21 protein-coding genes are annotated in these 24,490 nt (G+C 36.9%); 11 read left to right on the top strand and 10 right to left on the bottom strand.

The genetic code is table 11. The features are described from left to right. The first annotated feature begins 26 nt into the window (after nt 1-26). The 7 genes from AC3HD6_RS17200 (at nt 27) to AC3HD6_RS17170 (ending at nt 9,836) form a co-directional block, all read left to right on the top strand. On the top strand, nt 27-590 hold the full coding sequence (locus AC3HD6_RS17200; RefSeq protein ID WP_488897447.1) for a hypothetical protein: 564 nt from the start codon (nt 27-29) through the stop codon (nt 588-590). 135 nt (nt 591-725) lie between these two features. Next, the gene (locus tag AC3HD6_RS17195) at nt 726-1,250 is read left to right on the top strand and encodes a hypothetical protein (RefSeq protein WP_488897446.1); all 525 of its coding nucleotides are present in this window, start codon (nt 726-728) and stop codon (nt 1,248-1,250) included. A 269-nt stretch (nt 1,251-1,519) separates the two neighbouring features. Beyond that, the gene (locus tag AC3HD6_RS17190; RefSeq protein WP_488897445.1) at nt 1,520-7,318 is read left to right on the top strand and encodes a DUF8202 domain-containing protein; all 5,799 of its coding nucleotides are present in this window, start codon (nt 1,520-1,522) and stop codon (nt 7,316-7,318) included. Between the two features lie 91 nt (nt 7,319-7,409). Next, nucleotides 7,410-7,832 carry a transposase gene (locus AC3HD6_RS17185; protein ID WP_488897444.1) on the top strand — a complete coding sequence of 141 codons (423 nt, stop codon included), beginning with the start codon at nt 7,410-7,412 and terminating at the stop codon, nt 7,830-7,832. 22 nt (nt 7,833-7,854) lie between these two features. Continuing rightward, nucleotides 7,855-8,181, top strand: coding sequence for a helix-turn-helix domain-containing protein (locus AC3HD6_RS17180; protein ID WP_488897443.1), 327 nt, complete (start codon nt 7,855-7,857; stop codon nt 8,179-8,181). A gap of 336 nt (nt 8,182-8,517) precedes the next feature. Then, nucleotides 8,518-8,967: a MarR family winged helix-turn-helix transcriptional regulator gene (locus AC3HD6_RS17175; protein WP_488897442.1), complete on the top strand. Its 450-nt coding sequence runs from the start codon at nt 8,518-8,520 to the stop codon at nt 8,965-8,967. Between the two features lie 20 nt (nt 8,968-8,987). Then, nucleotides 8,988-9,836, top strand: coding sequence for a universal stress protein (locus tag AC3HD6_RS17170; RefSeq protein ID WP_488897441.1), 849 nt, complete (start codon nt 8,988-8,990; stop codon nt 9,834-9,836). A gap of 180 nt (nt 9,837-10,016) precedes the next feature. On the opposite strand, the gene AC3HD6_RS17165 is transcribed toward AC3HD6_RS17170, so the two are convergent. From AC3HD6_RS17165 to AC3HD6_RS17145, 5 genes are all read right to left on the bottom strand, one after another. Beyond that, on the bottom strand, nt 10,017-10,802 hold the full coding sequence (locus AC3HD6_RS17165; protein WP_488897440.1) for a cupin domain-containing protein: 786 nt from the start codon (nt 10,800-10,802) through the stop codon (nt 10,017-10,019). 68 nt (nt 10,803-10,870) lie between these two features. Beyond that, nucleotides 10,871-12,910 (bottom strand): hypothetical protein, encoded by a 2,040-nt coding sequence (locus AC3HD6_RS17160; RefSeq protein ID WP_488897439.1) that lies wholly within the window; start codon nt 12,908-12,910, stop codon nt 10,871-10,873. Between the two features lie 287 nt (nt 12,911-13,197). Continuing rightward, nucleotides 13,198-13,878 (bottom strand): MarR family winged helix-turn-helix transcriptional regulator, encoded by a 681-nt coding sequence (locus tag AC3HD6_RS17155; protein ID WP_488897438.1) that lies wholly within the window; start codon nt 13,876-13,878, stop codon nt 13,198-13,200. Between the two features lie 62 nt (nt 13,879-13,940). Next, nucleotides 13,941-14,969: a ferrochelatase gene (gene hemH / locus AC3HD6_RS17150; protein ID WP_488897437.1), complete on the bottom strand. Its 1,029-nt coding sequence runs from the start codon at nt 14,967-14,969 to the stop codon at nt 13,941-13,943. 11 nt (nt 14,970-14,980) lie between these two features. Next, complete coding sequence (locus AC3HD6_RS17145; protein WP_488897436.1) at nt 14,981-16,264, bottom strand: cryptochrome/photolyase family protein; 1,284 nt, start codon at nt 16,262-16,264, stop codon at nt 14,981-14,983. Nucleotides 16,265-16,566: 302 nt separating this feature from the next. Between AC3HD6_RS17145 and AC3HD6_RS17140 the strand changes: the two genes are divergently transcribed. Then, a complete protein-coding gene (locus AC3HD6_RS17140; protein WP_488897435.1) occupies nt 16,567-16,800 on the top strand; it encodes a hypothetical protein in 234 nt (77 codons plus the stop codon). Here AC3HD6_RS17140 and AC3HD6_RS17135 read toward each other — a convergent pair. Then, nucleotides 16,797-17,627, bottom strand: coding sequence for a helix-turn-helix domain-containing protein (locus AC3HD6_RS17135; protein ID WP_488897434.1), 831 nt, complete (start codon nt 17,625-17,627; stop codon nt 16,797-16,799). The two genes, AC3HD6_RS17140 and AC3HD6_RS17135, sit on opposite strands and share 4 nt — an antisense overlap. 86 nt (nt 17,628-17,713) lie before the next feature. Between AC3HD6_RS17135 and AC3HD6_RS17130 the strand changes: the two genes are divergently transcribed. Beyond that, nucleotides 17,714-18,670 carry an alpha/beta hydrolase gene (locus AC3HD6_RS17130; protein WP_488897433.1) on the top strand — a complete coding sequence of 319 codons (957 nt, stop codon included), beginning with the start codon at nt 17,714-17,716 and terminating at the stop codon, nt 18,668-18,670. Next, nucleotides 18,667-19,248: an NAD(P)H-dependent oxidoreductase gene (locus AC3HD6_RS17125; protein WP_488897432.1), complete on the top strand. Its 582-nt coding sequence runs from the start codon at nt 18,667-18,669 to the stop codon at nt 19,246-19,248. Before AC3HD6_RS17130 ends, AC3HD6_RS17125 begins: the two co-directional genes overlap by 4 nt. Nucleotides 19,249-19,251: 3 nt before the next feature. Here the strand turns inward: AC3HD6_RS17125 and AC3HD6_RS17120 are convergent, their stop codons facing one another. Beyond that, a complete protein-coding gene (locus AC3HD6_RS17120) occupies nt 19,252-20,208 on the bottom strand; it encodes a hypothetical protein (protein ID WP_488897431.1) in 957 nt (318 codons plus the stop codon). Nucleotides 20,209-20,612: 404 nt separating this feature from the next. On the opposite strand from AC3HD6_RS17120, the gene AC3HD6_RS17115 reads away from it, so the two are divergent. Continuing rightward, complete coding sequence (locus AC3HD6_RS17115) at nt 20,613-22,166, top strand: serine hydrolase domain-containing protein (protein WP_488897430.1); 1,554 nt, start codon at nt 20,613-20,615, stop codon at nt 22,164-22,166. Between the two features lie 21 nt (nt 22,167-22,187). On the opposite strand, the gene AC3HD6_RS17110 is transcribed toward AC3HD6_RS17115, so the two are convergent. The 3 genes from AC3HD6_RS17110 to AC3HD6_RS17100 all read right to left on the bottom strand — a co-directional run bounded on the left by AC3HD6_RS17110 (nt 22,188) and on the right by AC3HD6_RS17100 (nt 24,423). Continuing rightward, nucleotides 22,188-22,952, bottom strand: a complete 765-nt coding sequence (locus AC3HD6_RS17110) for a hypothetical protein (RefSeq protein ID WP_488897429.1) — start codon at nt 22,950-22,952, stop codon at nt 22,188-22,190. Next, the gene (locus AC3HD6_RS17105; RefSeq protein WP_488897428.1) at nt 22,949-23,443 is read right to left on the bottom strand and encodes a MarR family winged helix-turn-helix transcriptional regulator; all 495 of its coding nucleotides are present in this window, start codon (nt 23,441-23,443) and stop codon (nt 22,949-22,951) included. Before AC3HD6_RS17105 ends, AC3HD6_RS17110 begins: the two co-directional genes overlap by 4 nt. A gap of 134 nt (nt 23,444-23,577) precedes the next feature. Continuing rightward, nucleotides 23,578-24,423, bottom strand: coding sequence for an AraC family transcriptional regulator (locus tag AC3HD6_RS17100; protein ID WP_488897427.1), 846 nt, complete (start codon nt 24,421-24,423; stop codon nt 23,578-23,580). Between the last annotated feature and the right edge of the window lie 67 nt (nt 24,424-24,490).

Here is a 24,490-nt window from a genome sequence, read left to right as displayed (position 1 = left end):
GCCTTCTTTTAAAACAAAAAACAATTATGAATAAATATATAACGCTTATGCTCATTATGATAGGGAATTTTGCTTTCTCTCAAGTTGGCATAGGCACTCCTACCCCACATACAAGCTCCGATCTTGATTTAGGCGCTACAGACAAGGCGCTTTATCTGAACAGAATAGCCAATACGGCTTCCATTAACGATCCGCAACCAGGCATGATGATTTATGATGTATCTGAACAGTGTATAAAAGCCTATCAGGATAATCCTCCAAAATGGTCAGGTTGTATGGATTCAGTATCCGGCGTTGTTTCAGGATTTACTTGTGGTTCCGCATCATTCACCCCAACAGCTACTCAGGGAGCAACATATAACGGTACACTCACCATTCCCTACACAGGTGGCAATGGAGGAACTTATCCTGTACAGAGCTTTACTCAGAATGGATTGACGTTCACCCTTACAGCTGGAAATTTCAGTATAGGAAACGGAAATCTGGTGTATACAATTAATGGGACACCTGCCACTTCCGGAGCCATGTCTTTGAACATCATTGCAGGAGGAAAAAGCTGTACCGGATTGACATTAAATGTAAATCCATAAAATCATGAAGGATGTCTGGCAAAACTTTAAAGGTATCCTTCATGATTTATTTTTTCAGGCTAAACGGTTCTTTTTGGAAAGGAGACCACATTATGAAAGAAAACATTTCATTTATAAAAACCTATTTAAAAAATCATGAAAAAACAACTCTTGCCCATCGCAATTTTTCTTGCTGTAACGGGCACTGTAAAGTCTCAGATTGCCATAGGGAAACCGACCATAACCAATACTTCGGTCTCCCTGGAATTTGCAGACACAGAAAACCGGGGATTGATACTCCCCTATGTAGAAACGAAAACAGGCATTACAAACAATGGTACCCTCATTTATGATACTACCGATTACAAAGTAAAATACCTGAAAGATACAGGAACCTGGACTGACTTGAGTGTTGACAACACCGGAACAGCCAATCTTTTGCCTCAGACCGGCAAAACGGAATCTGCAACAGCAAAATCAGTGATCGGATCTGCTGCTGCCACAGACACCACTCCGGGGATATTGGTTTTATCTGATGCCAACAAGGCGATGATATTACCCAAAGTAGCCAGCCCACACCTCAACATCCTCGATCCTGCCCCTGGAATGATGGCTTATGATACGGTTAAACGACAGCTTGCCATCTACAACGGCAAAGTCTGGACTTTCTGGAAACCTTAAATGAATAGAACATGAAAGAAATACACTTTTATTAGTCCTATTCTTTATAAATATGGCCAATTCTACTCAAGTACATATTAATACCCAGTCTTCAAATAGTATTGATCCTTTAAAAAGTATGAGTTAAATAATGATATGAACCCTGGCAACATGAAAAAAACTTCTTATTGATTTTTCACCAAGCCAATTCATAAGATCCATAGCCCTATTTATAAAAAATTTCATTAAAAAACGCACATGCCGGAAATCCGGCTAAAAACTATTTAGTTATGAAAAAACAAACCCTCTTTTTCTTCATATTCCTTCTTATGGGCAATATGTTGATTTTGGCACAGAACTGCAACATTAATGCAGGAGCCAACGCCGTCATTTGCGGCACCTCTGCCAATCTATCGGGAAGCCCCGGAGGAAGCGCATCTGGAACTCCATTATGGACTCTGGTATCCAAACCTTCCGGAGCACCGGATCCGGTTATTACAAACCCTGCGGGTTACAATACCAGTGTCACAGGAATGACCTATCCGGGAAATTATGTATTTGAGATATCGCAACCCTGCAATATCGGAACTTCAACTTCCCAAGTGACCATTACTGCATCAGGAAATGTAGCAGCTTTTACAGCAGGACCTGATATTACCAATATTAACGCGACAACGGGTACAGTTACATTAAATGGTGTTGTGCCTGCCGGATATACCGCATCATGGAGTGCCTATAATATTTACAAATGGGAACGCAGTAGTATAAAAACTAACCAAAACTCACAGTTTAGCTCTACAACATCAGCAACAACAACGTTCAGCCTTATCAATAAAGCAAATCATGATATTGATCCGGCTTATGTAGTTACCCTACGTATAACCTCTATCAATAATCCAAGCTGCTGGTACGAAGACACGGCTATTGTACGTTTTATTCCAAATCCGCAAATACTGCCTACAGTGTCGACTACCAAATGTGTTTCCAGCGGTGGAAGTCATTACGTTGCACTTCAGAGTATATCTCCTAAATTTTCTAAGGGATTTCCCAGCTCACCGGGTTCTTCGGGAAATTTTGGTACAACTGTTACCATGAATGTCATCAGTCAACCGGTTGGGGGGAATATCGCCTATTTGAATATTTATGATGATAATATATTTTTTACCGGTGTCAATGTTACTGGTGTTTACAAGTTTACTTTAACTGTAACTAATAGCAGTGGCACTTTCACCACACCGGAAATCACATATACCTTTAATGGAACACAGCCTAATCCAGTAAATTTTCTTACATCTTCCAGACCGGAGCAGATGATGATTTATAATAGTGGAAGTTCGGGGGGAGAAGTTCATTGTGGTTATGCAGGACAGTCTACACCCATTACATTTTATTATACTATTGATACTGCTGATAATCCTGCTACAATCATTACAAGTGCAGCTTCCTCAGGGATTATTCCTCCGGGAGGAGCACCTACTGTGACAAACGGGGGTGCAGGTACAGCAATAAGATCAGCTACCGTAACACCCCCAGCAGGTGGTTGGAGGTTAGGAACGTATAGATTTACGATAACAAGAAGTAATGCGGGGGCCTGTTCAGCTACCCAAACTTATTATATTCATATCTCAGATGGCAACCGTCCGAATGTAGCAGTACCTACTACTACGGTATGTTACCCAGGTAGTGGCGTCGTGACGGCTACAATTCCGCTGCCTGCAGTGTACAAAGGTATTGTAAATACCAGTTATTTTCAAGATTTTGACGGACGTTACAGATTAACACTTGTTTCAAAACCTGCTGGGGCTGCAGATCCTGTATTCGAACCTTTTAATAATACTCTCTTTACTAATACTTCGACTACAATTTCCAATCTGAATATGCAGGGAGAGTATATATTTAAGATAAAAGCAGATCCATATAATCCAGATGTGGGGATGTTTTTAAATAAGGAATATTCCTGTTCAGGAACTTCTTTGGAAAGCACTTTCTCGGTATTTGTATCGGCACAGGTAGGAGCTAATGCCGGATCTTTCCAAACATTGATAGGTGCCTCTCAAACAAGTTTTAATGCTAACAATCCAGGAGTGGCTACCGGCGTATGGACGTTATTATCTAAACCATTGGGAGCTACGGATCCTGTAATTGTAACCCCTTCATTATACAATACCAATGTAACAGGGTTTAATTCTCCCGGTACGTATACGTTCAGATGGACGGTGACAACAGGTTCTTGTTCCACTACAAGTGACTTGACAGTAAACGTGATAAATGCCGTGGCAGGAGGTGTAGCGGGTGCAGATTTTTGGGTAAAATCTGACGATGCGGGAGCTATTGTAACAGCGTGGAAAGACCATTCTATCAACGCAGATGATATTCCGAATATAGGAGGAATAGCGCTGTCTCCCGCAGACAGAGCACACAACTTCCATCCTTATACGACGGGATATTCTGCTTCGAAATTCTTTTATAATACAAATAGTAAACTAAATACGACTAATAATTATTTGGACTTATCCATGAGAAGTTCTGTATCTGTTTTCTCAGTAGTAAGACCGACATCTAATAATGGAACAGGTCGTATTACAGGAATTGATGACGATACGAATGCATCTGAACCAGGTATTTCTATTAACTCAGGAATACCTCATATATACAAATACTTTGGAAATGGCGGAGCTCAAGCAAATAGTAACACGATGAGTGCTACTAATACATTTATGACGAATAAAAGTTCAGTATTCTCTGCAATTCAAGATCAAGCACTTAATTCAGGAAGAGGAGAAAGAAGGCTTGGGTTAGACGGAATTTACGAAATCTTTAATTTGGGGAGTACAACAAATACCTTTAATGTTCTTGGAAAGCACTTAAAAATAGGTTATGCTGGTTGGGATTCACCAGGTGCTTTTCCTGGGGATATCATGGAAATCATATGGTACAAAAGAGCACTTACAACTAATGAACAATCAAGAGTAAACTCTTATCTTGCGGTAAAGAATGGTACTACGTTAAACGAAAATTATCTTTCTACCGACAGTAATATCGTATGGGACAGAGCCATGAATACAAGTTACAACAACAATATTTTCGGTATTGCAAGAGATAATATTACATTACTACATCAGAAGCAGTCTGGTAGTGTAAACGCAGGACAAAAGCTCGTGATTTCCACAACCGGATTTGCCGACAACAATGTTGCCAACAGTACAGGACTTGTTAATGATCTCCAATTCTTAATGACAGGAGATAACGGTCTGAAACAAAGTCTTACAATACCTTTAAATTATACAGCAGGTACTAACGGAGAAACAAATTACCGTTTTGAATCTATCTGGAAAGTACAGAATTCAGGAAGCGTAGGAGTAGTAACAGTCGCTTGGCCAAAAAGCATAAAAAATCTGTATTTGGTACAATCACCAGATGAAGTTTTTGACGGAACAGATACCTTTACTCCAATGGTCACAGAAATTACTGTAAATGGTGTTGTGTATAAAACCGCAAATGTAATATTAGGAAACGGGCAGTTTTTCACCTTTGCAGGTTTCGGAAACGCACCGGGAGGTGTAACAACCGGTCTTTCTTATTGGTACAGGGCTGATAAGAATGCAACCAATACGGGATCGGCTACAGAGGTAACCGAATGGACGGATGTATGGAATGGAACCACAGTTGGACAGATGGGAGCCAATCTTTTACCGAAATATGTAGAAGGCACAACCAATTACTTCAACTTTAACCCAGGAATTAATTTTACAGCCAATACTCAATCACTAGGTAATATCTCTGTACAGACGCTAACCTCTCTTAATTATGATATTTTTACTTTTACGAAAGAGGGAATGAGCGGGGCAAGAATCTTAAACATAGGCCGAAATAATACTACCTTCGGTGGCGATAACTGGGATTCTCCAGCTTTCGAACCAGGAGGAAATATAGTTAGGAGAAACAATGCCGGCAGTGGTCCTATTTATTGGGCGAATCCAGGAAATCCTTATGTTACCGGAATACCAAGTATCTCTTACAGTACTTTCACAGATGTTAATCTTAAGAGAGGGGTTAATGGAAGTCCACTACTTGGTCCATCTTCAAACCATAGTATGATCGGAGCAGTAACTGGAGGGCACATATTTGGCCGTAATTCAGGTACTCTGACGGGAGGTGACGATGCCGGATTTATAGGCCATATAGGGGAAACCATTATTTATGGTGCCGGAACAATATCTGCCACGGAACGTAGAAAAGTAGATTCTTATCTTGCCATCAAATACGGGATTACACTAGAGCAAGTAGATACGGATCATTATCTGGATACAGACGGAAATATAGTGTGGAACGGTGCAGCTAATACAACATACAATAATAATGTATTTGGAGTGAGCAGAGATGATATTGAAATTCTCGAACAGAAAGTCTCCAAAAGTGTGAATGCAGGAACGATTCTTACTGTTGCCACCATTAATGATTTTATTAATCCGAACCAAAATGCAGCACGAACAGGATTTGCGAATGATAAAACCTATTTTCTTTTAGGTGATAATGCTAATGTTACACTAGCACCTGTAGACCTTACAGTAGGTAGTACTATCTATAAAAGAATCCCACGAACCTGGTTGGCTCAGGAGAAAAATGCTGATGCAGGCGCTTTGTTCTTTGAAGCGGATCTTACAGCTTATAATAGTAGTACATTTAATACGGGATCTGGTATGATCGCCATGCTGGTAGCTGATGATGCAGCTTTCACAACCAATGTTACAGTAGTGAACCCTACTTCAAGCAACGCCACAAAATGGATCTATCAACAGAACATCGCTGATGGTAAGTTCATTACATTTGCGAAAATCCCTTGTTATGGCCCTGATACTGACGGAGATGGTGTTGCAGACATGTGCGATTTAGACAATGATAATGACGGTATATCTGACCTCAATGAAAACTGCGGAGGATATTACTCAGATAATGAAACTGGTGTGTGGAAGGGAGATACAGTTTCCAATCTAACTGTGACAGCGCCAAATACCGCCTTACAAACAGCCTCTGGTTTTAATGATAACCTGAACCATTTCTATACAGACAGCAATGGAGCTACCAAAAGAATTTTCAAATCTCATAATAATAATTCTGTAAGTTTAACATATAGCTTTTCACCAGGTATTCCTGCCAGTGAACTGGCTTTCTATATCGAGGATTTGGACGGTCTTTCAAACGGTTCTTCAGCTGCCAGCTATTCTTTAAAAATCAATGGTGGAAATGTAAATGGCTTATTGGTGAAAGATATGACAACCAACTATATGGCAAGCATTCCTTCTGCCGTAATGAACTATGATCCGGTAACGGGAACTATTTCTTCAATAGGTTCTATAAATGATCAGTGGATTCTTTTGAGAGGAGAAGGAAATAGCCTGGTTACTTCTATTACACTGACCAGTAATAATTTTGGAGCAGGTGATCTAGTCGCCTACAACCTGTTTGCCCACAAATCATGTGATACCGATGGGGATGGAATTCCTAATCACCTTGATCTGGATTCTGATGGAGATGGATGCCCTGATGCCCTGGAGGGAACAGGAGGCTTCACTATCGCCAATCTTGTAGATTCTTCACTTCCGGGCGGTAATACAGGAAGTGGGTACAACGGAACAGCAGGTCCGGTTATCAAAAACCTTGGCAATACGGTCAATACTAATGGAATACCTACAATTGCCAATGCAGGACAGGCAATTGGAAGTTCACAAAACGCTTCCGTTTCAACCTGTATCCCTCCATTCTGTTACAAACCTGGTATCACGACTGGAATCACATTGGATACCAAAGTAGGAATCACGGCACTGGGTAGAGCTGGAACCGGAGCTGATAACTGGCCTATGGTAAGAAAAGGTGGCTGGCTGGCTCTGGAGGCAAAAACCAAAGGTTTTGTTCCGAACAGAGTTGCATTTGATACATCAGGAAATCCGGTAGGCATTCCGGCTGCTAATTTTGTGGAAGGAATGATGGTATATGATGCAACGAACAAATGTTTGAAGATGTATACCCTTAAAGAGGGAGACTCCTCCATGGCATGGCATTGCATTTCTACACAAACCTGTCCGGACTAAATTATCAACAATACCTTTCTCGTGAAGGTTTTTAAAATTAACAGCCTTGTTAAAGTTTTTCAACAAGGCTGTTTCTTAAATAATAAAAAAAATGATTACAAATTTTAGAGATATTAATATTGGAGAGCTTATACATATGCGGGTTAAGGAAAGTAAGATTGACTTACCTCGTATTTGCAACTTCATGAAATGTACCGAGAGTGAAATAAATAAGATGTATGAACAAGAAAGCATCCCTACAAACCTATTATTGAGATGGAGCAAGCTGCTTGAATATGATTTCTTCAGAATCTATTCCCAGCACCTGATCCTCTATGCTCCTCCTTCGGCCTCCATTCGGGAATCTCATTCTTCAAAACTTCCCCGTTTCAGAAAAAACATCTATACCCGGGAAATGATAGGGTTCATTTTAGAACTGATAGAACAACAAAAAAAGACCAAACGCCAGGTGACGGATGAGTATGGAATTCCTTATACCACCTTATGCAAGTGGATTGCAAAACATAATAAATGACAGCATCAAATCAGAAATCAGAATGAAAAAAAAGAGTCAACCCAATTATAAACGAATATATTCAGATATCATTGAACAAAAATATCCCCATAAAAAAGCAGAATGCAAAAGGCTATTAGAAAAAAAGATACTTTCTGCTATTGATATCATGGAACTGAATAACAGGATTTTTGGCAGTAGGGACCAAAATCTGAAAAAGATAAATCAAAAACTTCGTTCCTATAATGAATCCGATATTATGAGTATACTTAATTATCAAAAAAATAATAGAATGAATAATCTTCAGGTAGCCGAACACTTTGGACTAAGCAGAAATACGATGACCAAATGGCGGAGAATATTTCAATAACAACCAAATTTTCAATCAATTCATTAAGGATATATTAACCCCAACAAAAGAGCTCTTTTCAGAGCTCCTTTGTTGATTATCTCAAGGTTTTATTTCTTGGAATCCTTTACTCTATTTCTTTACTTTTACTATCAATCATTTTTTGAACAGCCACCACCGCTGGCATAACTGTTCCTTTCTTTCTTTTCAATAATAACCTGATTGGCCACCCACAAACAATTTTATAAACCCTCTTCTTCAGATATAAAAACTTGTTCACTAATATTTTATATTTAATTAGTTGAAATTAAAACTAATTTTCCGTACATTTGTTAGGAAGCATCAACATAGAGTTTTATGTCTGAAAAACAAAATAACCTGTCCGAATTGGCCTTAGAACTGGGTTGGGCAATGACTGAAATGAAAAGCCGCTTACGGCAAAAAATTCAGACGTGCGTTAATAAGTATGATCCGGATCTTTCCGTTGAACTGGTTGAAATTCTTGGGCTTCTATCCCGCAATGATGGGATTAATCAACAGGAAATAGCCAATAAAGTAAGTAAAGATAAATCAAGCATCACCTATCTTATCAATGCTCTCGTAAAACGAGAACTGGTAGAACGTGTCGCTTATAAAAATGATCGAAGAAACAAGCAGATCTTTCTTACTTCAAAAGGAAAAAAGCTTGTAGAAAAAGTGTATCCATGGGCACTGGAGCTCTATAAAAAAGCTGCAGGTAATCTTCATGAAGACGAAATCAACAATGCTCTTCTTTTAGTAAAAAAAATGACTGCTAATTTAGAATAATCAGGATTAAAATATACAACATGAAAACAATCCTCGTCCCTATTGACTTTACATCTACTACAGAAAATGCAGTAAAAGTTGCCGCAGAATGGGCAAAAAATTATGATTACCAAAACATTATTCTTTTAAAAATTGCCGGAGAATCTGAATTTGATTATCTGCATATTGCAGAAGGCCATTCATTCGTTAATGAAGAAAGTGTCAATAGTCTTTTAGAAAGGACAGAATTACGATTTGATCAGCTAAGTAAGATTGTTGCAGAGATTTCACCAGAAGTAAAAGTCTCCAGGCTTTTAAGTGACTGGGCACTGACAAGAAGCATCAATGAAGTATTGAAAAACCAGCCGTCCATCGAAATGATCATTTTGGGAAGTGATGATTTTACTTCCTCCAATGAAAGCTTTGTGTCCGATAATATTATCAGTATTGCAAGAACAAGTCCGGTTAAGACCTTGATTATTCCCAATAGTTATCAATACAGCAGTATTAAAAATATTGTGATTCCTTGCGATATCAATGGAGTTAAAAAACTTGAAAGGCTGTTTCAGCACAAATCTACTATTCAGAAACAGGATCGACACTTATCATTCCTGAATATCAATACCAAAGAAAAAACGGATATCAACCCTGATAAAAAGAAAGAACTGGAAGACTATATTCATCAGCATTTAACAGAGATTCCAAGCAGTATTCATTATTCTTATGATGAAAATGTGATCAACGGGATTTTGACTTTTGCAGCTTCAAACAATGCTAATCTTATTATTGCTTTACCAGGCAGACATAGTTTCCTTTACTATATAGCAAACCGAAGCATTTCTGAAGGCCTTTATCAAAATACCAATTTACCTGTTTTGATTTTGAAATAGGGGTTGATTGAATACGATTGCTTTTTTAAGACAGCTGGAAAATATTTTATTGTAACAGATGAAAAACGCGCCAATAAATTTGGCGCGTTTTTTACAATGATTTTTAAATCAATAAACTGCATATTTTTAAAGAATTAAAAAACGTATTCGATAAAATATAAGCTTTCACGATGTATCAAATTAAGATAATTCGTCGATTATAGCAGTATGTGCCGGAAAAACTTGTTTCAAGTGATCTAAAAAAGCTTTGCACTCCTTGTCGTCACTGGGTAAAGAGGTACTGCAGCCTTCGTAAAAACCTGGTGCTAAACTGCAGCTGCTCAGATTGAAATCTTCATTTACGACTTGGGCTCCAAACCATGTATTTTTGGGCACAATAGCTTGTAAATTTTCTCCTTTATGGATATTCCGGCCTATCACTTTAACAGTTGCGGTCTTTTTCTCCAAGTCGAAAATATAAATTTCCAATGCCGAGCCATCATGAAAAAACCATTGCTCGTCCATCGTAAGCTTATGGAGTTTTAACTTTGGCTTATTATCTATCAGAATAAAATTCAGGGAATAGGTAATGTCTTTGTCTGCTTCGTGAGTAGGATCAATACCAAAATAACCGACACGATCTACCCGTTTTAATCTCAAATCTTTAATCCATGCTTCTTTAGTTTTCTGCAATGCGAAGTTAACGGTAGTCCCCAAAATTTCAAATTTGTTTGTTGAGCATCGCCATAAACCCTTTTGAGTAAGGATAGGCTGTTGTGATCCGTCTGGTAACTCTATTACCTCACGATGGTTCAATAAAGGCACACCAGACTTTCGTACCGCTTCATCATCCTTTACGTGTTGTGCTCTATCATCAATGGTTCCTACTATATCAAAGACAGAACTCCCCACTAATTTTGCAAAATTTTCATTGCAATATACAAATCTGGAATCAACATCTTTTACGCAAGTGTAGACACCATCCATATTTAATACTGGACTTAAATCCAATCCAGTTTCTACAAGTGTAGCCGTTTCGTTATTATCCATGCCGCTTAAAATTTAGATTGATCCATTAAAGAAAAAACTTCATTAAACTCAAGACTATTATCATTAATATGTTCTTTTTTACCATTGATACTTTTTTCTTTAGCATTAATCGGTTTACCTGCGTTTTTTGCAGCAATTCTTTTATCTGCTAATTGCAGTGCCATTGCCGTCATGGTCAAAGTAGGATTCCAGGCACCGCTCTGTGCCCATAATGATGCTCCTGTTATAAATAAATTGGCTACAGGTTTTCCTTGGTTTATCAGTTGATAATCTAAGTTTACTACAGCCTCAATATCATTGTTATTAACTATAGGAAGTGAAGAACCTTCGTGCACCATTGCCGGAACATGCGGGTAAGCCGTACGCTCATCTTTCTTTACCCAAGAGTTTTGCATTGTAGAACGCTTCTCCAAATCTTTAACCACCTCTTTACCTAATTGAGACTCTTGATAATAATTCAAATCACTATACCAGTATTCCGGGTCACCAAACAGGTAATCAAGTATATCGTAGGTTGCTTTACCCATATCATCCCATGTTTCTTTATCGATCAAGCTTGGATTGCAGCGAAGAATACTAGCAGTCGTAGCATCATGGTCTTTATTAGCATGAAAAGATGCTTCTTTATTATGAATATCTAATTCACCCAGAATAGCACATACTAATATCACATGGTTTTCCGAGTCTGCTAATTGTTCCGGAGAGGCTGTAGAAACCACATCCGGCATATAGCGCATGGCAAGTTCTCTATTCTTATCCGGGTGAGGATCATGAATAATGGACAATTGAATATGAAACTGCTGCTTATTTTTAGCAAAGAATGGCAGATAGATGGCCCCCATCTGCAAATTATCATTTTCTGAAATCGAATTTTTTCCTAAAAGCTCCATAAATTTAGATTTCTCTACTCTGGCTGTTATTGCAGAAATCGTATGAGCTGTAAAATGCTGACCTGCCAATTCATGATTGAATGATTTCTGAATCAGCGTAGCAGGTGGCATCGCTCCGGTTGCTAATATTAATTCTGCATCATTCAATGCAATTGTACCCCTTGTTGTTAATAAGCCATAAGCTTTATTATCTTCATTCAAGATCTCTTCTACAACACACTCTGTAACAATATGCAACCTGTTTGGATACATATTATTTCTTTCTTTTCTCTTTTTTTCTACAATAGGATCTTTTTCAGTGCCAAATGCAGTACTGTCTACCAAATTCAGAATAGCAGTTGGAGTAGAGAACTTATTAAAATCAATCCCCTTATTCTCACCATCACCACAAGCCAGAGAAGCGTATTCAACCTTCATCAGCTGAGCTCCGGTATGATTTCCTCCATTAACATTCGAGTTGAATTTTTCTCTATTGCTATTAAATTTTTCGTAAATAGCATCTTGCAATCCTCCATATTCTGGTAATTGTAATTTACTCAAATTGTCTTCTAAATCCAGGCCTTTTAATTTTTTTAAGTTCTTCACAAAAGGCAAACTATTAGACTTATGGACATGCAATAACTGGATAGCATCTTCAAAATAAGATGTTTCACCATTTTTTTCTGTTAAAGATTTAAATAAAACTGGGGACCACTTAGCAGCTTGTTCTTTTTCTGGTTGTGGGCACCAAGCACTCCACAAGAAACTTCTCCCCCCAAAATAAGGCAGCATACCATGCTGTGTTACCCGATAAGGGGCCTTTTCAAGCATTGTAGATTGAGATAAGCTCCAAGGGAAAGTTTCAGAAATAGGCCCGACCAGTTTTTTATAGCTTGCTCCTAAATTCTGAAAATGGGTTGGCAATAAAAAGCCTCCCCTTTCAATCATTAGAACTGTAGCTTCTTTATCTTTTTCCAAAATTCTTTTAGCGAAGGCATATCCGCAGAAACCCGAGCCAATAACGATATAGTCGTAAGAATTATTTTCTTTAGCTTCTTTCCATTGACCTTCTGTCAAAAAATAAGCGTGATTCATGATGTCCTGAATATCAGGACGCTGAGGACCCGGAGTTGGATATCCATTACCCAAGTTTCTAGATGATGCAAAATTTCCCATGGTTATTATTTTTTTATGGATTAATATTATGGGATAAAAATAATAGGTTCAAAACGATATCAATTAAGTATTTATACCTAATTTGTGGTACCGAGTTTATACATATAATCAATAATTAGTATGAAATAATCACATTATATCTTATCACTATTTCCTAAAAAACCCATCTCCTCATTGTTGATTGATTTTCAAAAAAAATATCGCCAACTAAAAAACAGTCAGCGATTTATAGAGTTAAATTAATAAAGCCTTTTAATACAATTCAGCTTTAGAAGAAATTTCAGATACTACTCATCTTTAAATGAATATTCATCATACACAGTAGTGATAAGCTCTTCAGAATTGATATTTCGTGAAAAAATGGGATAATGAAAACGATCCAATTTATTAAGAATACGGATAAGTTCCATCTTTTCGTGATGATTAAGATTTCCCGCAACAATATTAGTGGCCTGTCGTATCTTCTCCATTTGTTTTTCCAAAACCATCAGCCCTCTTTCAGAAATCCGGATTAATTTACTGCGTTTATCTATATCAGAATCCATCTGCTCAATAAGTCCCTGGCGTAAAAGTCTTGCAATAATAAGCATTCCAACAGGTTTATCTTGGATATTTTTCTTGATCAGAGCCATTTTGGTCATCTCTCCGAAAGCTTTTAGATTAATTAAATAAATAAAGTCTTCCTGAGTAGAAAATTCAGAGTCTGATATGGCAGACTTTGAATAGGTTTTTGCGTATCGGTTAAGATGAACAAGCAATGTACTTATGGCACTTTCCGGGGTTCTTCCATTCTCTTTGCCTTCCCAGTAAGGCTCTTCAGAATGGCCTTCTTTTCCGGTATTCTCCTTATCGGAAATCCATGCTTTAAAACCCTGAATCGTTCCCGGATACACATCAGGATAAATGCGGCCTTCTCTTTCAAAGTCCTGCAGCAGATCTATGAAATCTTTAATAAGCGTATAATTCATTCGTTTCAAATAGTCTACAAAAATACTTAATTTTATAAAAAATAATTACAATATACTCAAAACTATACTAAATAGAATTGATTAAGCTGCTCTTCACACAGCGTTCGGATAACTTCAATCCAGCGGTCTTCATCATTGAGGCAAGGAATATAGGTGAAATTTTCACCTCCGGCTTCCAGAAATGATTCTTTTCCTTCTACCGAAATTTCCTCCAGCGTTTCAAGACAGTCTGAAACAAATGCCGGGCAAACAATGACAAGATTTTTAATGCCTTTGCCGGGGATTGTTTCTAATGTATGATCCGTGTAAGGCTCTATCCATTTATCTTTTCCTAATCTGGACTGGAAAGAAACAATGACTTTATCTTTTGGTAATCCAAGCTTGCGAATTACCCGATCGGTAGTATTGAAGCACTGGTGACGATAACAAAACGAATGGCTGGGATGAGTATCTTTATGGCAGCAATCATTCATATTACAAGTCTTTGTACGGTCTGTTTTATAGATATGCCGCTCAGGAACCCCATGATAAGAAAACAGTAAGGCATCAAAGTTTTCCGGAAGCTTCTCACGAATACTTTCTGCTAGGCAGTCTGTGTATAGGTCTCGGTTATAAAAAGGCTGAATATAATTGATTCTTACATTGGGAAATTTTTTCTTTCTGATTTCCTCTGCTTTTTCAATAACCGTTTCTGTGGTACTCATTGCATATTGTGGATAAAGAGGAAACAATACAATTTCTGTGACTCCTTGTTCAACAAGATTTCTGATGCCTGTTTCAATACTTGGTTCCGCATATCTCATTCCGATCTCAACCGGTATATCGACTAGCTTTTGCAGCTTTTGCTGTATCTTTTTTGTGATAACAATAAGCGGTGATCCTTCATTTGTCCACACCGTTTTATAAGCTTCTGCTGATTTTGCAGGCCTGGTTTTTAAAATTATTCCCTGAACCAAAAGTGCGCGGAAAATCCACCGATAATCAATTACCTTTTCATCCATCAGGAATTCATCCAGATATTCTTTGACGTCTTCTACTGCCGTTGATCTTGGAGACCCAAGATTGATTAATAAAATTCCTTTTTTAGTCATTTTTTTATTTGTTATTCTGCCAATGCTTCTTTATAAACCATCAATGCTCGTTCTCTGGCTCTTGTATGCTCTACAATAGGTTCTTCAATATAATCTTCAGGAAGCCATTTCCTAATATACTGACCGTCTTTATCAAACTTTTTAGCCTGTTCATAGGGATTGAATATTCTAAAATAAGGTGCTGCATCACATCCACATCCTGCAGCCCACTGCCAGTTCCCGTTATTAGCTGCCAGATCATAATCTAAGAGTTTTTCTGCGAAGTAGGCCTCTCCCCACCGCCAATCAATAAGCAAATGTTTGGTAAGAAAGCTTGCAGTGATCATTCTTACCCTATTGTGCATAAATCCGGTTTCATTAAGCTCTCTCATTCCGGCGTCCACAATCGGATAGCCTGTTTTGCCTTCGCACCATGCTTTAAATTCATTTTCATCGTTCCTCCAGGAGATATTCTCATATTTGTTTTTAAAACAATAATGTACAACACTTGGATAATGATAAAGAATCTGCATAAAGAATTCTCTCCAGATCAGTTCATTAAGCCATACTTCATTGTGCTTAGCAGCATATTGTACACATTTTCTGACGGAAATTGTCCCAAAACGAAGCGCAATGCCAAGATGAGTCGTACGATCCATAGCTGGGAAATCTCTATAATCACCATAGGAATCTATGATATCTCTATCCAACTTCGGTTCTACCAGTTTAAGATCTGTTTTCTCAAATCCTATTTCTTTTAATGAAATAATTTCTGAAGGTCCATTATAACCTGCAAAGTGATCCCAGTTTGTAGTAACAGTCTCTATATTTTTAAAATTTTCTTTCCATTTCTTGGAGTATGGAGTGAAAACAGTATAGGGAGAAAGATCATTTTTCAGAATATTATTTTTTTCAAAGATGACCTGATCTTTAAAATCCCTAAACTGAATATGGTATTTTAATAACAGATCAGCTATCTGCCGATCCCGCTTTATGGCTTGCGGTTCATAATCCCTATTGCAAAAAACTGTATCAATTATAAATTCTTCCGCTATTTTTTTAAAAACATCCGATGGACTTCCATAGTAGACACGAAGCCCGCTGTTATGTTCCTTCAACTCTTTATGAATTTGTTGCAAAGCCTGATGAATATAATCTACTCTTCTGTCATACTTATTCTGAAGCTGATTCAGTATTTCTGTATCAAAAATAAAAATGGGAATAACATTTCTCCCAGCATTGAGGGCATGGTGAAGCCCCATATTATCATCCAGCCTAAGGTCTCTCCTGAACCAAAAAATATTCACTCTATTCATGACCTCTCTTTTAAAATATAAATATTTGCAATTAAAATAAATACAAATATACTATTTAAAACCAGTAAAAAGAATATTAATAAACTAATTTAGGTTTAAAATGAATTAAAAAATATACTCTGAACCTTATTGACGGATAAAAAAGCAAGAAATAGACAAGAAATTTATCTTAAAGGGCTATATAGATAAACTAAAACAATATCATTTTACCTTTTGATTTCTCTTGAAAACCTCACAATCATTAGCATTTGTAAATAAGATTTCCGAAATTTGCCTGCATTAAATGTGCAACACTCAGCGTAATGGAAGAATTTGAACTCCCTGTAACCTATAAAGGAAAAGAAGAACTTTTTAATGTAAAATTAGCCACGTTCACCTATGGTTATAAATTCTATGTAGATGTGAATGGTAACGAAGTCGTTTTTGAACGTGATGATGAAGGCAATATGAGGGCTATGATTCAGGATACCTCATCGGAGTCTAAGGTAGAAAAAGGGCTTATTGAGGCAATTATGGAAGTATTTAATACTCTCTAAGCTACTTCTAGCCTATATGCTTTAAGACTTTTCCCTTTATGTCTTTTGAAGAATTTGTTGATGTGGCTTTCATCGGCAAAACCAAACTCATCAGCAATTTCATGAACCCTTTTATCACTGAAGCGTAATCTATGCTCTATCAAACGGATTTTATAGGAAGAAATATATTGCTGGATAGATTCATTGCATTGTTTACGGAAATAGCTTCCAAGATAAGTTGGAGATAATCCAAATTCATTGGCAATAGTTTCTACTTTCAGAAGTTTGGGCTGGCGTATATTTTCCTGAATATAATCCAACATCTGAAGAATACGGACATCTGCATTAGAAGAGATATTCTGAGGCTTGACCACCGCTATATTCCTTGCTGCAATCACTATGATGGCATTCACCAAATGACGGGTAAGGTCTTCATTGTATATTGACTCATGTTCTAAAGCCTGCTGTAGATTCAGGATAAGCAGACTTATCATCTTTTTATCCTCATTATTCACAAGTACAGAACCTGACAGATGAGAAGCATAGTACAAAAGACATTCAATATGATCTATACTTTTCCATTGGTATTCTTTGATATAGTTTTCACCAAAACGAATTACCATAAACTCACAGATTCCATTCAGATGAAAGCCATGACAGTCATTGGGTGTAATCAAAAAAAGATCTCCTGCGGAAAAGGCAATCGTATTTTCGTTAACGATATGATCACCAATACCGGAAATCACATAGACCAGTTCAAAAAAATTGAATTGCCTGTCCTTTAATGGACATTGATCGATCTTTTCATAGAAAACTTCAAGGGATTGGTATATATTTTCTCTTGCCATACTGCAAAGATACCTAAACAAGCTTTAAATATACCTGTTTTCACCTATTTTATCAGTCTATTTTTGCGATACAAAATTTATCTGTAATGCAAGAAAGAATAGACTCGGAGCTGTTAAAAGCTATTATTGACAGCCCGTTCAACCAAATTGATTATGAATATTTACTGGCCAATCAGCCGGCAAAAATCAGGAATGAAGAAGTAAAGATAATGGCACTCGAAGAGCCACTGCCTGTTCCTCCATCACTTTCTGTAGAGAACATCCCTATTCCTTCTTCAGAACCTCAAAGAGAAATCGGGGCGAGAATTTACCAACCAAAAGGAAAACAAAATTTACCTGTATTGCTTTATTTCCATGGTGGTGCTTTTATATATGGGGCGCCGGAACAATATGATTTTATTTTCTATCGATTGGCACTTGATATTGAGGCTGTAATTGTCTCTTTGGATTATAGGCTAGCCCCAGAATATCCTTTCCCTGCCGCCATGAAAGATGGTTATGATGCCTTACTATGGTTATCTTATTTTGCCGGACATATTGGTGGCAATAAAAATAAAATCATGATCAGCGGAAGCAGCGCCGGCGCTGCAATTGCAGCTTCTGTCACTCATTATGCAAGAGATAAAAGAGAAATCAATATCCTTCATCAATACTTATTATATCCGCCCATGGACCATCTTTTGGCAACCTCATCCATGAATGAATTGGCAGAGGCACCTATGCAGACTAAAAAAGCGGCGGAATGGATGTGGAAACATTATTTACAAGACCAAATGATTCAACCTCCTCAGTATTCTGTACCACTCCAGGAGAAAAACTTCAAAAACCTTCCAGATGCCACCATCATTGTATGTGAACTGGACCCCTTAAAAGACGAAGGAAAGGAATATGCAAAAAAGCTGCAGGATGCCGGAACTTCAGTGAACCTAATAGAAATGGAAGGTGCTGTACATGCTTTTGACTTCTTCCCATGTCATTTATCTGAAGCTTTTTACCGACAGCAAGTCGAATTATTTAAATCTATTTTAACCCAAAAATCATGAAAAAAATTGTAGTTATCAATGGTCATCCAGATCAAAACAGCTTTAACTCTGCCATTGCAGAATCCTATATCAGTGCTGCTTCAGCTTCCGGTGCTGAGGTACGGTATATTGCCATTGGAAACCTGAATTTTAATCCTAATCTGCAATTTGGCTATCGACAAAGAATGGAACTGGAACCTGACCTTATAAAGGCCCTTGAAGATATTCAGTGGAGTGAACATCAGATATGGATCCATCCTGTTTGGTGGCTGGGTATGCCCGCTGTAATGAAAGGATTCTTTGATAGGGCATTTCTTCCCGGAATTGTTTTTAAAACGGATAAAAAAGGAAGTAGTGAAGGATTACTCAATGCGAAATCAGCAAGGATTATTACCACAGCCGGCGACCTATCTCTTAAAGCTTATGAAGACGAATACCAATCAAGCGGCCTTATTCAGCTAAAGAAAGGTATTTTGGAATATTGTGGAGTTTCATCTGTTAAAAACCATTTTATAGGTCCTTTATATGAATTAACGGAAAAGAACCGTAAACAATGGCTAGATACCATCACAGAACTTGCCATTACCGATTCTCTATAAACTTTAATATACTTCAAATTCTTTGCTGCCCTTAAGACGATAAAGGTAAAGGGTAATGTAAGTAACCTCTGCATTATCCTTCCCTTTTCTTTTGAAATTGCCCCAAAGTGCTGATTTTCCGTCATCAATCTTCTGCAGGCATACGATTTTGCCGTTAGCATAAAAAGTCATTTTATAATCTTCTATTGGCTTTACATCAAAAGAGGCAATATCAGTTTTGGTTCTGAATACATATTCATTCCATCTCTGCTTTATTTCTTCTGGTAATAAGTATAGCTGTTTAGCTACTCTTTTTTCTTTGTTATAATAAATGTTAGCCAATGCACTCCAGGAACCGTTTACATAGATATTTCTTATTTTATCATATTTGGCCAATACTTGTTGTTCAAGAAATTGCAGCTTATCTTTATCATCAGTAAATAATACCTCAGCATTATCAAGAGTTTTTATATCATAAGGAATATCAGCAAAGAAGGTGAACTTATCTTCAAATATATTGTTAGCCGCCATTTTCTTTTTAAACGTGGAATAGCTTTGTACATCACTTTCTTCCCAACTACCTGTCTTATTTTTCAATGATTTAACAATCTTCATCTTCATTCCTGAGTCGGGAGAAAACTGAGTGTTTAAAGTATTTTGATCTTTATTAAATCCTGGAGTCATTCTAATACTGATTCTTTGAGTCCCTTTTTTATTGATTCCTTCATTCAGTGGAAAATAAGAACCGGCCAAACCACTCCCTGAAGTATCACTATAGTTTATAACAGGAATATCATTAATTAAAATTTCAAAAGAACAATTCGTATTATAGACATAAACGCCATAACGAGATTCATTCTCTAAGTAATTAATATCTTTAACGGTTGCAGAAATATTCTGATGAGAGAGAATAGATACGTTTTTTTTCTCAGCATGAGCAAAAAAAGGCAATATCAACCCTAATAAAATATATTTTTTCATAAGTTTTACTTTGTATAATACCTCCAAAATGAAGGTCTCTTTTCAGAATCTATACCAATACATTAAGAAAAGCTGTTTTGCTCATTCCATTTTTTAAATAGAGAAAAATTTCATTACTAAATAAAAGAAGGATTACTTTCAAAAGAATTATTTTATGAGCCCGATAAAAATAAGAATATTTTTGATACTAATCTGGTTATTATGCTTATTCCAACGACGAAAAATATATCTATATACATTTAGTTGGGAGTACAATATAGTCTGAAAATATATAAAGGAATTCATAAAAAGCTTTCTGCATTTTTATTAACTGTAAAACAAAGAATTACACTTGTACAGTCAGAAAAATCTGTTTAGTTTTATTAGACAAATATTGTATTCTTTAACCTGTTCAGATTTACTGTATGAAAAAATTTACTTTTTTGTTTCTGATTATTGTCAGTGTACTTCATGCTCAGCAGGTAAAGGTAAAGCAATTTAGTGCAGCATTGGATTCTGTTCGGTCTCAACTAAAAATACCAGGAATAGCTGTTGCTGTAAAACAAAATAATATGGTAGTACTTCAAAGCGGGTATGGATTCTCTGACCTGGAAAAGCATATTCCGGCTACCTCTGAAACTACCTTTCGCGTAGCATCAGTAACCAAAACTTTTACCTCCACTCTGGTTATGCAATTTGTAGAACAGGGAAAACTGAAATTGGATGACCCGGTGCAGAAATATGGAATCAATCTGAACGATTCAAGAATTACGGTAAAACACTTACTGACTCATACTTCTGAGGAAGTTCCCGGAACTCATTTTCAGTATAATGGATATAGGTTTGGACTATTAGGAACTATTTTAGAGAAAGTATCAGGTGTCCCTTTTTATCGCTTATTAACAGAGAATATACTGATCCCCCTTGCAATGACATCATCTGCACCCTCCATCACCCCAAAACAATTGAAGGAATATACGTCTATAAACCCGGCAGTTTTACCCTTTTTCATTACAACTTTCGACCGGCTTGCAAAACCGTATGAACTCACTTCTTCAAATGAAATTAATCGAATAGAATATCTTCATGAATTTGGAGCATTTGGTGGTCTTGCTACAAGTGTTGGAGATTTATTAAAATACTCAGATGCTATTGATCATCATCAGCTGATCTCTGAGAAATCTCAAAAACTGGTTTTTACCCCGAACAAAACCAATACAGGCTCAGCCACTCCTTATGGATTGGGATGGTTTGTACAATCTTATAAAGGAAGAGAATATTATTGGCATTATGGCCAAACCAAAGGCGAATCTGCTCTCTTTGTAAAGGTACCTTCTCTGAAACTAACCTTAGCCGTAATGTGCAACACTGATAAACTTAGCCAGCCGTTCCCACTTGGTGATGGAGATCTGATGATGTCTCCAGTGGGAAGTCTTTTTTATCATTACTTCATAGATCATGATAAACTTCCGGATCATAATCTGGAAAATAAAGAACTAATCAGCAAAGCCTCTATAGCCCTCCTGAATGGAGATAGCGTAAAAGCACAGAGGCTTTATGAAATATACAGTAAAGAAAATAAATTTACTCCATCCATAATCCCAACAGGAAAAATAATTGCGCAAATACAAAAGGCTGGAATTAACAAGCATCTGAGTCGTTCTTTTACTCTTCCAAAACCTACTTTGATGAAAGTACTGGGCATTGGAGAAAACTGTTCAGGAAATGGAACTTCATGGTGTGATTATGGATGGATTGAAGATTTTTCGGGTAAAATAGTTTGGCAAATGCAGAATCAACTTTCTTCTCATGCAGGAGGTGCTCTAAAAAATCAGAAAGTAAGTCAAGTCATCATTCTCCCTGAGGGAAAATACACGCTTCACTATCAATCAGATGCCGGACACGCCTACAATCATTGGGATTCTTTGCCTCCAGATGGTTTTTTCTGGGGAATTATCCTTCAGGAAGTTAATCAATAAATGTTCCTTAAACAGCTTACTTTATTCAAAAACTACATAGTTTACTTTATCTACTCCCGTGTTTCCTGTTTTATCATGATAAGCATAGAGAACAAGTTCATAATTGCCTGGGGTATTGATCACATAATTTCCTTCAAATAGGTTCGTAGAAACCCAAGGCATGTCAATATTCTTAATGAATTTCCCATCTTTTTTAAGGATCCCTTTCACTTCAATCTCATCTGAGTTCCAAACTCCGCCTTTTTCGATGACGCAGCCACACATCATTACGATATTCGCCTGAAACAGGAAAGGTTTATCCTTAATGGTATTCAATGCAATATATTGATGGGTTCTTGGTTTTAAAATATCAATAATGTAACCAGGAATTTCAAGGATAATACCTTCTCCTAAAATATTTTTACCCGGTATCAGCCAAAGTTCCGTACTCACAACGGCCTGTGCCTGCTTGCTGTTCACAGGAGAAATAACTTCAATCGTCACAAATGTAGGTTCGTCAATATCAACTGTTGCTACAAAACCACCTGTCTGATCGTCAGCAATTGAATTCCCTCTCACTTTAGGAGTTTTCATAATCAGATCAGTGTTCCCGGTGCTCCCGATTGTTTTTCCTTCTACTAAAATTCTTTGGTTTAATTTATTCCGGACAATGATATGAGCACCACCCAATGAGCTTCCAATAAATTTGGCATCCTTAGCTTTTGCTCTTATCATCACTTTAGTTTCGGCAGCAAAAATCATAAGGTTAGAAAAAAATAATGCGGTAAAAAGAAGTAATGTTTTCATGATTGTATTGTTTTTAAGTATTCTTGTTTGAAGCGATGGTGGAAAGATTCGTTTTTCAGTTCCAGATCTATGGTGTTGAGGTAAGAAAGAATAGATAAATCTTCTGACAGTAATTTTAGAATAGCTTTTTCACAGCTGTCCCAGATTTGTTCCAATTGGGGGAGCATTTCAATAGCTTTAGGAGATAATGAGATCATCTGTTTGCGTTTATCTTCACCATCCTTTTGAATGGTCAGATATCCTTTTTCTGTCATTTTCTTTACAATAACTACTACAGACGGGTGAGAATACCCCAGAGGTTCTGCAATATCTGTAATAGAAACCTCCCCTTTCTTTTGAAGCAGCATAAAAATGAGATACCAGTTAGGTTCTACATCAATACCAAACTCTTTATAAAATTTCCTTACGTCATGGGACATCCGGTCACTGATTCTTTTCAGCCTACTATCTAATGCTTTGTATCCCAATTCTTTAATAAAATCAAAATCCATCTTAAAAATCTTTGATGTAAATATATAAAAAAACATAGTCAACTATATAGTCAACTATGTTAATTTTTAAAAACGGACTTAATCGTTAATAAATCAACAGTTTAAATTATAAAAAAAACTTATTCCGCTATTTGCTACTTATGTTTCTTTCTGTATTCACCTGGAGTAACACCTCTGTATTTTTTAAAGAGTTTGGAAAGGTGGCTCTCATCACTGAACTGCAGTTCATAAGCAATCTCACTTAGTCTTATGCTACTGTATTTCAAATAGGTTTCCACCAGTTTTAGTCGATAATCCAGCAAATAATCCTGGTAAGAAACTCCTGTCTGTTGTTTAAAATATTCGCCGAAATAATTTCCTGAAATCCCAAAATGATCTGCAATGGTCTGGATTCCGGTCTTTTCTCTATCTTTTATATGCTTTTGAATGTAGGCAATGATCTTCATAATGGAAAAGGCCTTTTTATTCTCCTGTAAATCTGAAGTTTCACTCTGAATGATATTTCTGGCAATAAGATTAAGCAAAATTGAAATACAATTACGGATCACAAGATAATCCTCTGCTCTATTCCTGAATTCATAAGCAATCTGCTGAATAAGGGTTTTTGCAAAATCTTCATCATTTTTATTACGGAATACACAGCCGGCGCGGGCATGATAATTATTACTTATATATTGAAGCTTATACAGATTTTCACAACTCTCAATACGGTCTGCTTCCAGACGAATCTTATCAATAAATTCAATGGGACATTCTATACTAATCAAATCAGCATTGTCACTTTCAAAGCGATAGGATTCCTGCTGGGGAATAATAAAAAGTTTACTTTCCATAAAATCAATATACCGATCATCATAAAGCAGCTTTCCTTTTCCCTTTACAATATATACAAATGAGAGAAAAACAGCTGTTTTAAAAACGGTCTCTCCTTTAAGTTTTATTTCTTTTACTGTAATTCCTTCAAGATGGAGCCCTTTCATATATGCACACTATATTTTCCTCCAAAAGTACAATTTTACCATAACATAAGGAGGTTATTTTTGCATA

It is taken from the genome of Chryseobacterium sp. II3a, assembly GCF_057815135.1.
The sequence above is the reverse complement of the archived record's forward strand: the minus strand, read 5'-3'. Positions and strand labels throughout refer to the sequence as shown.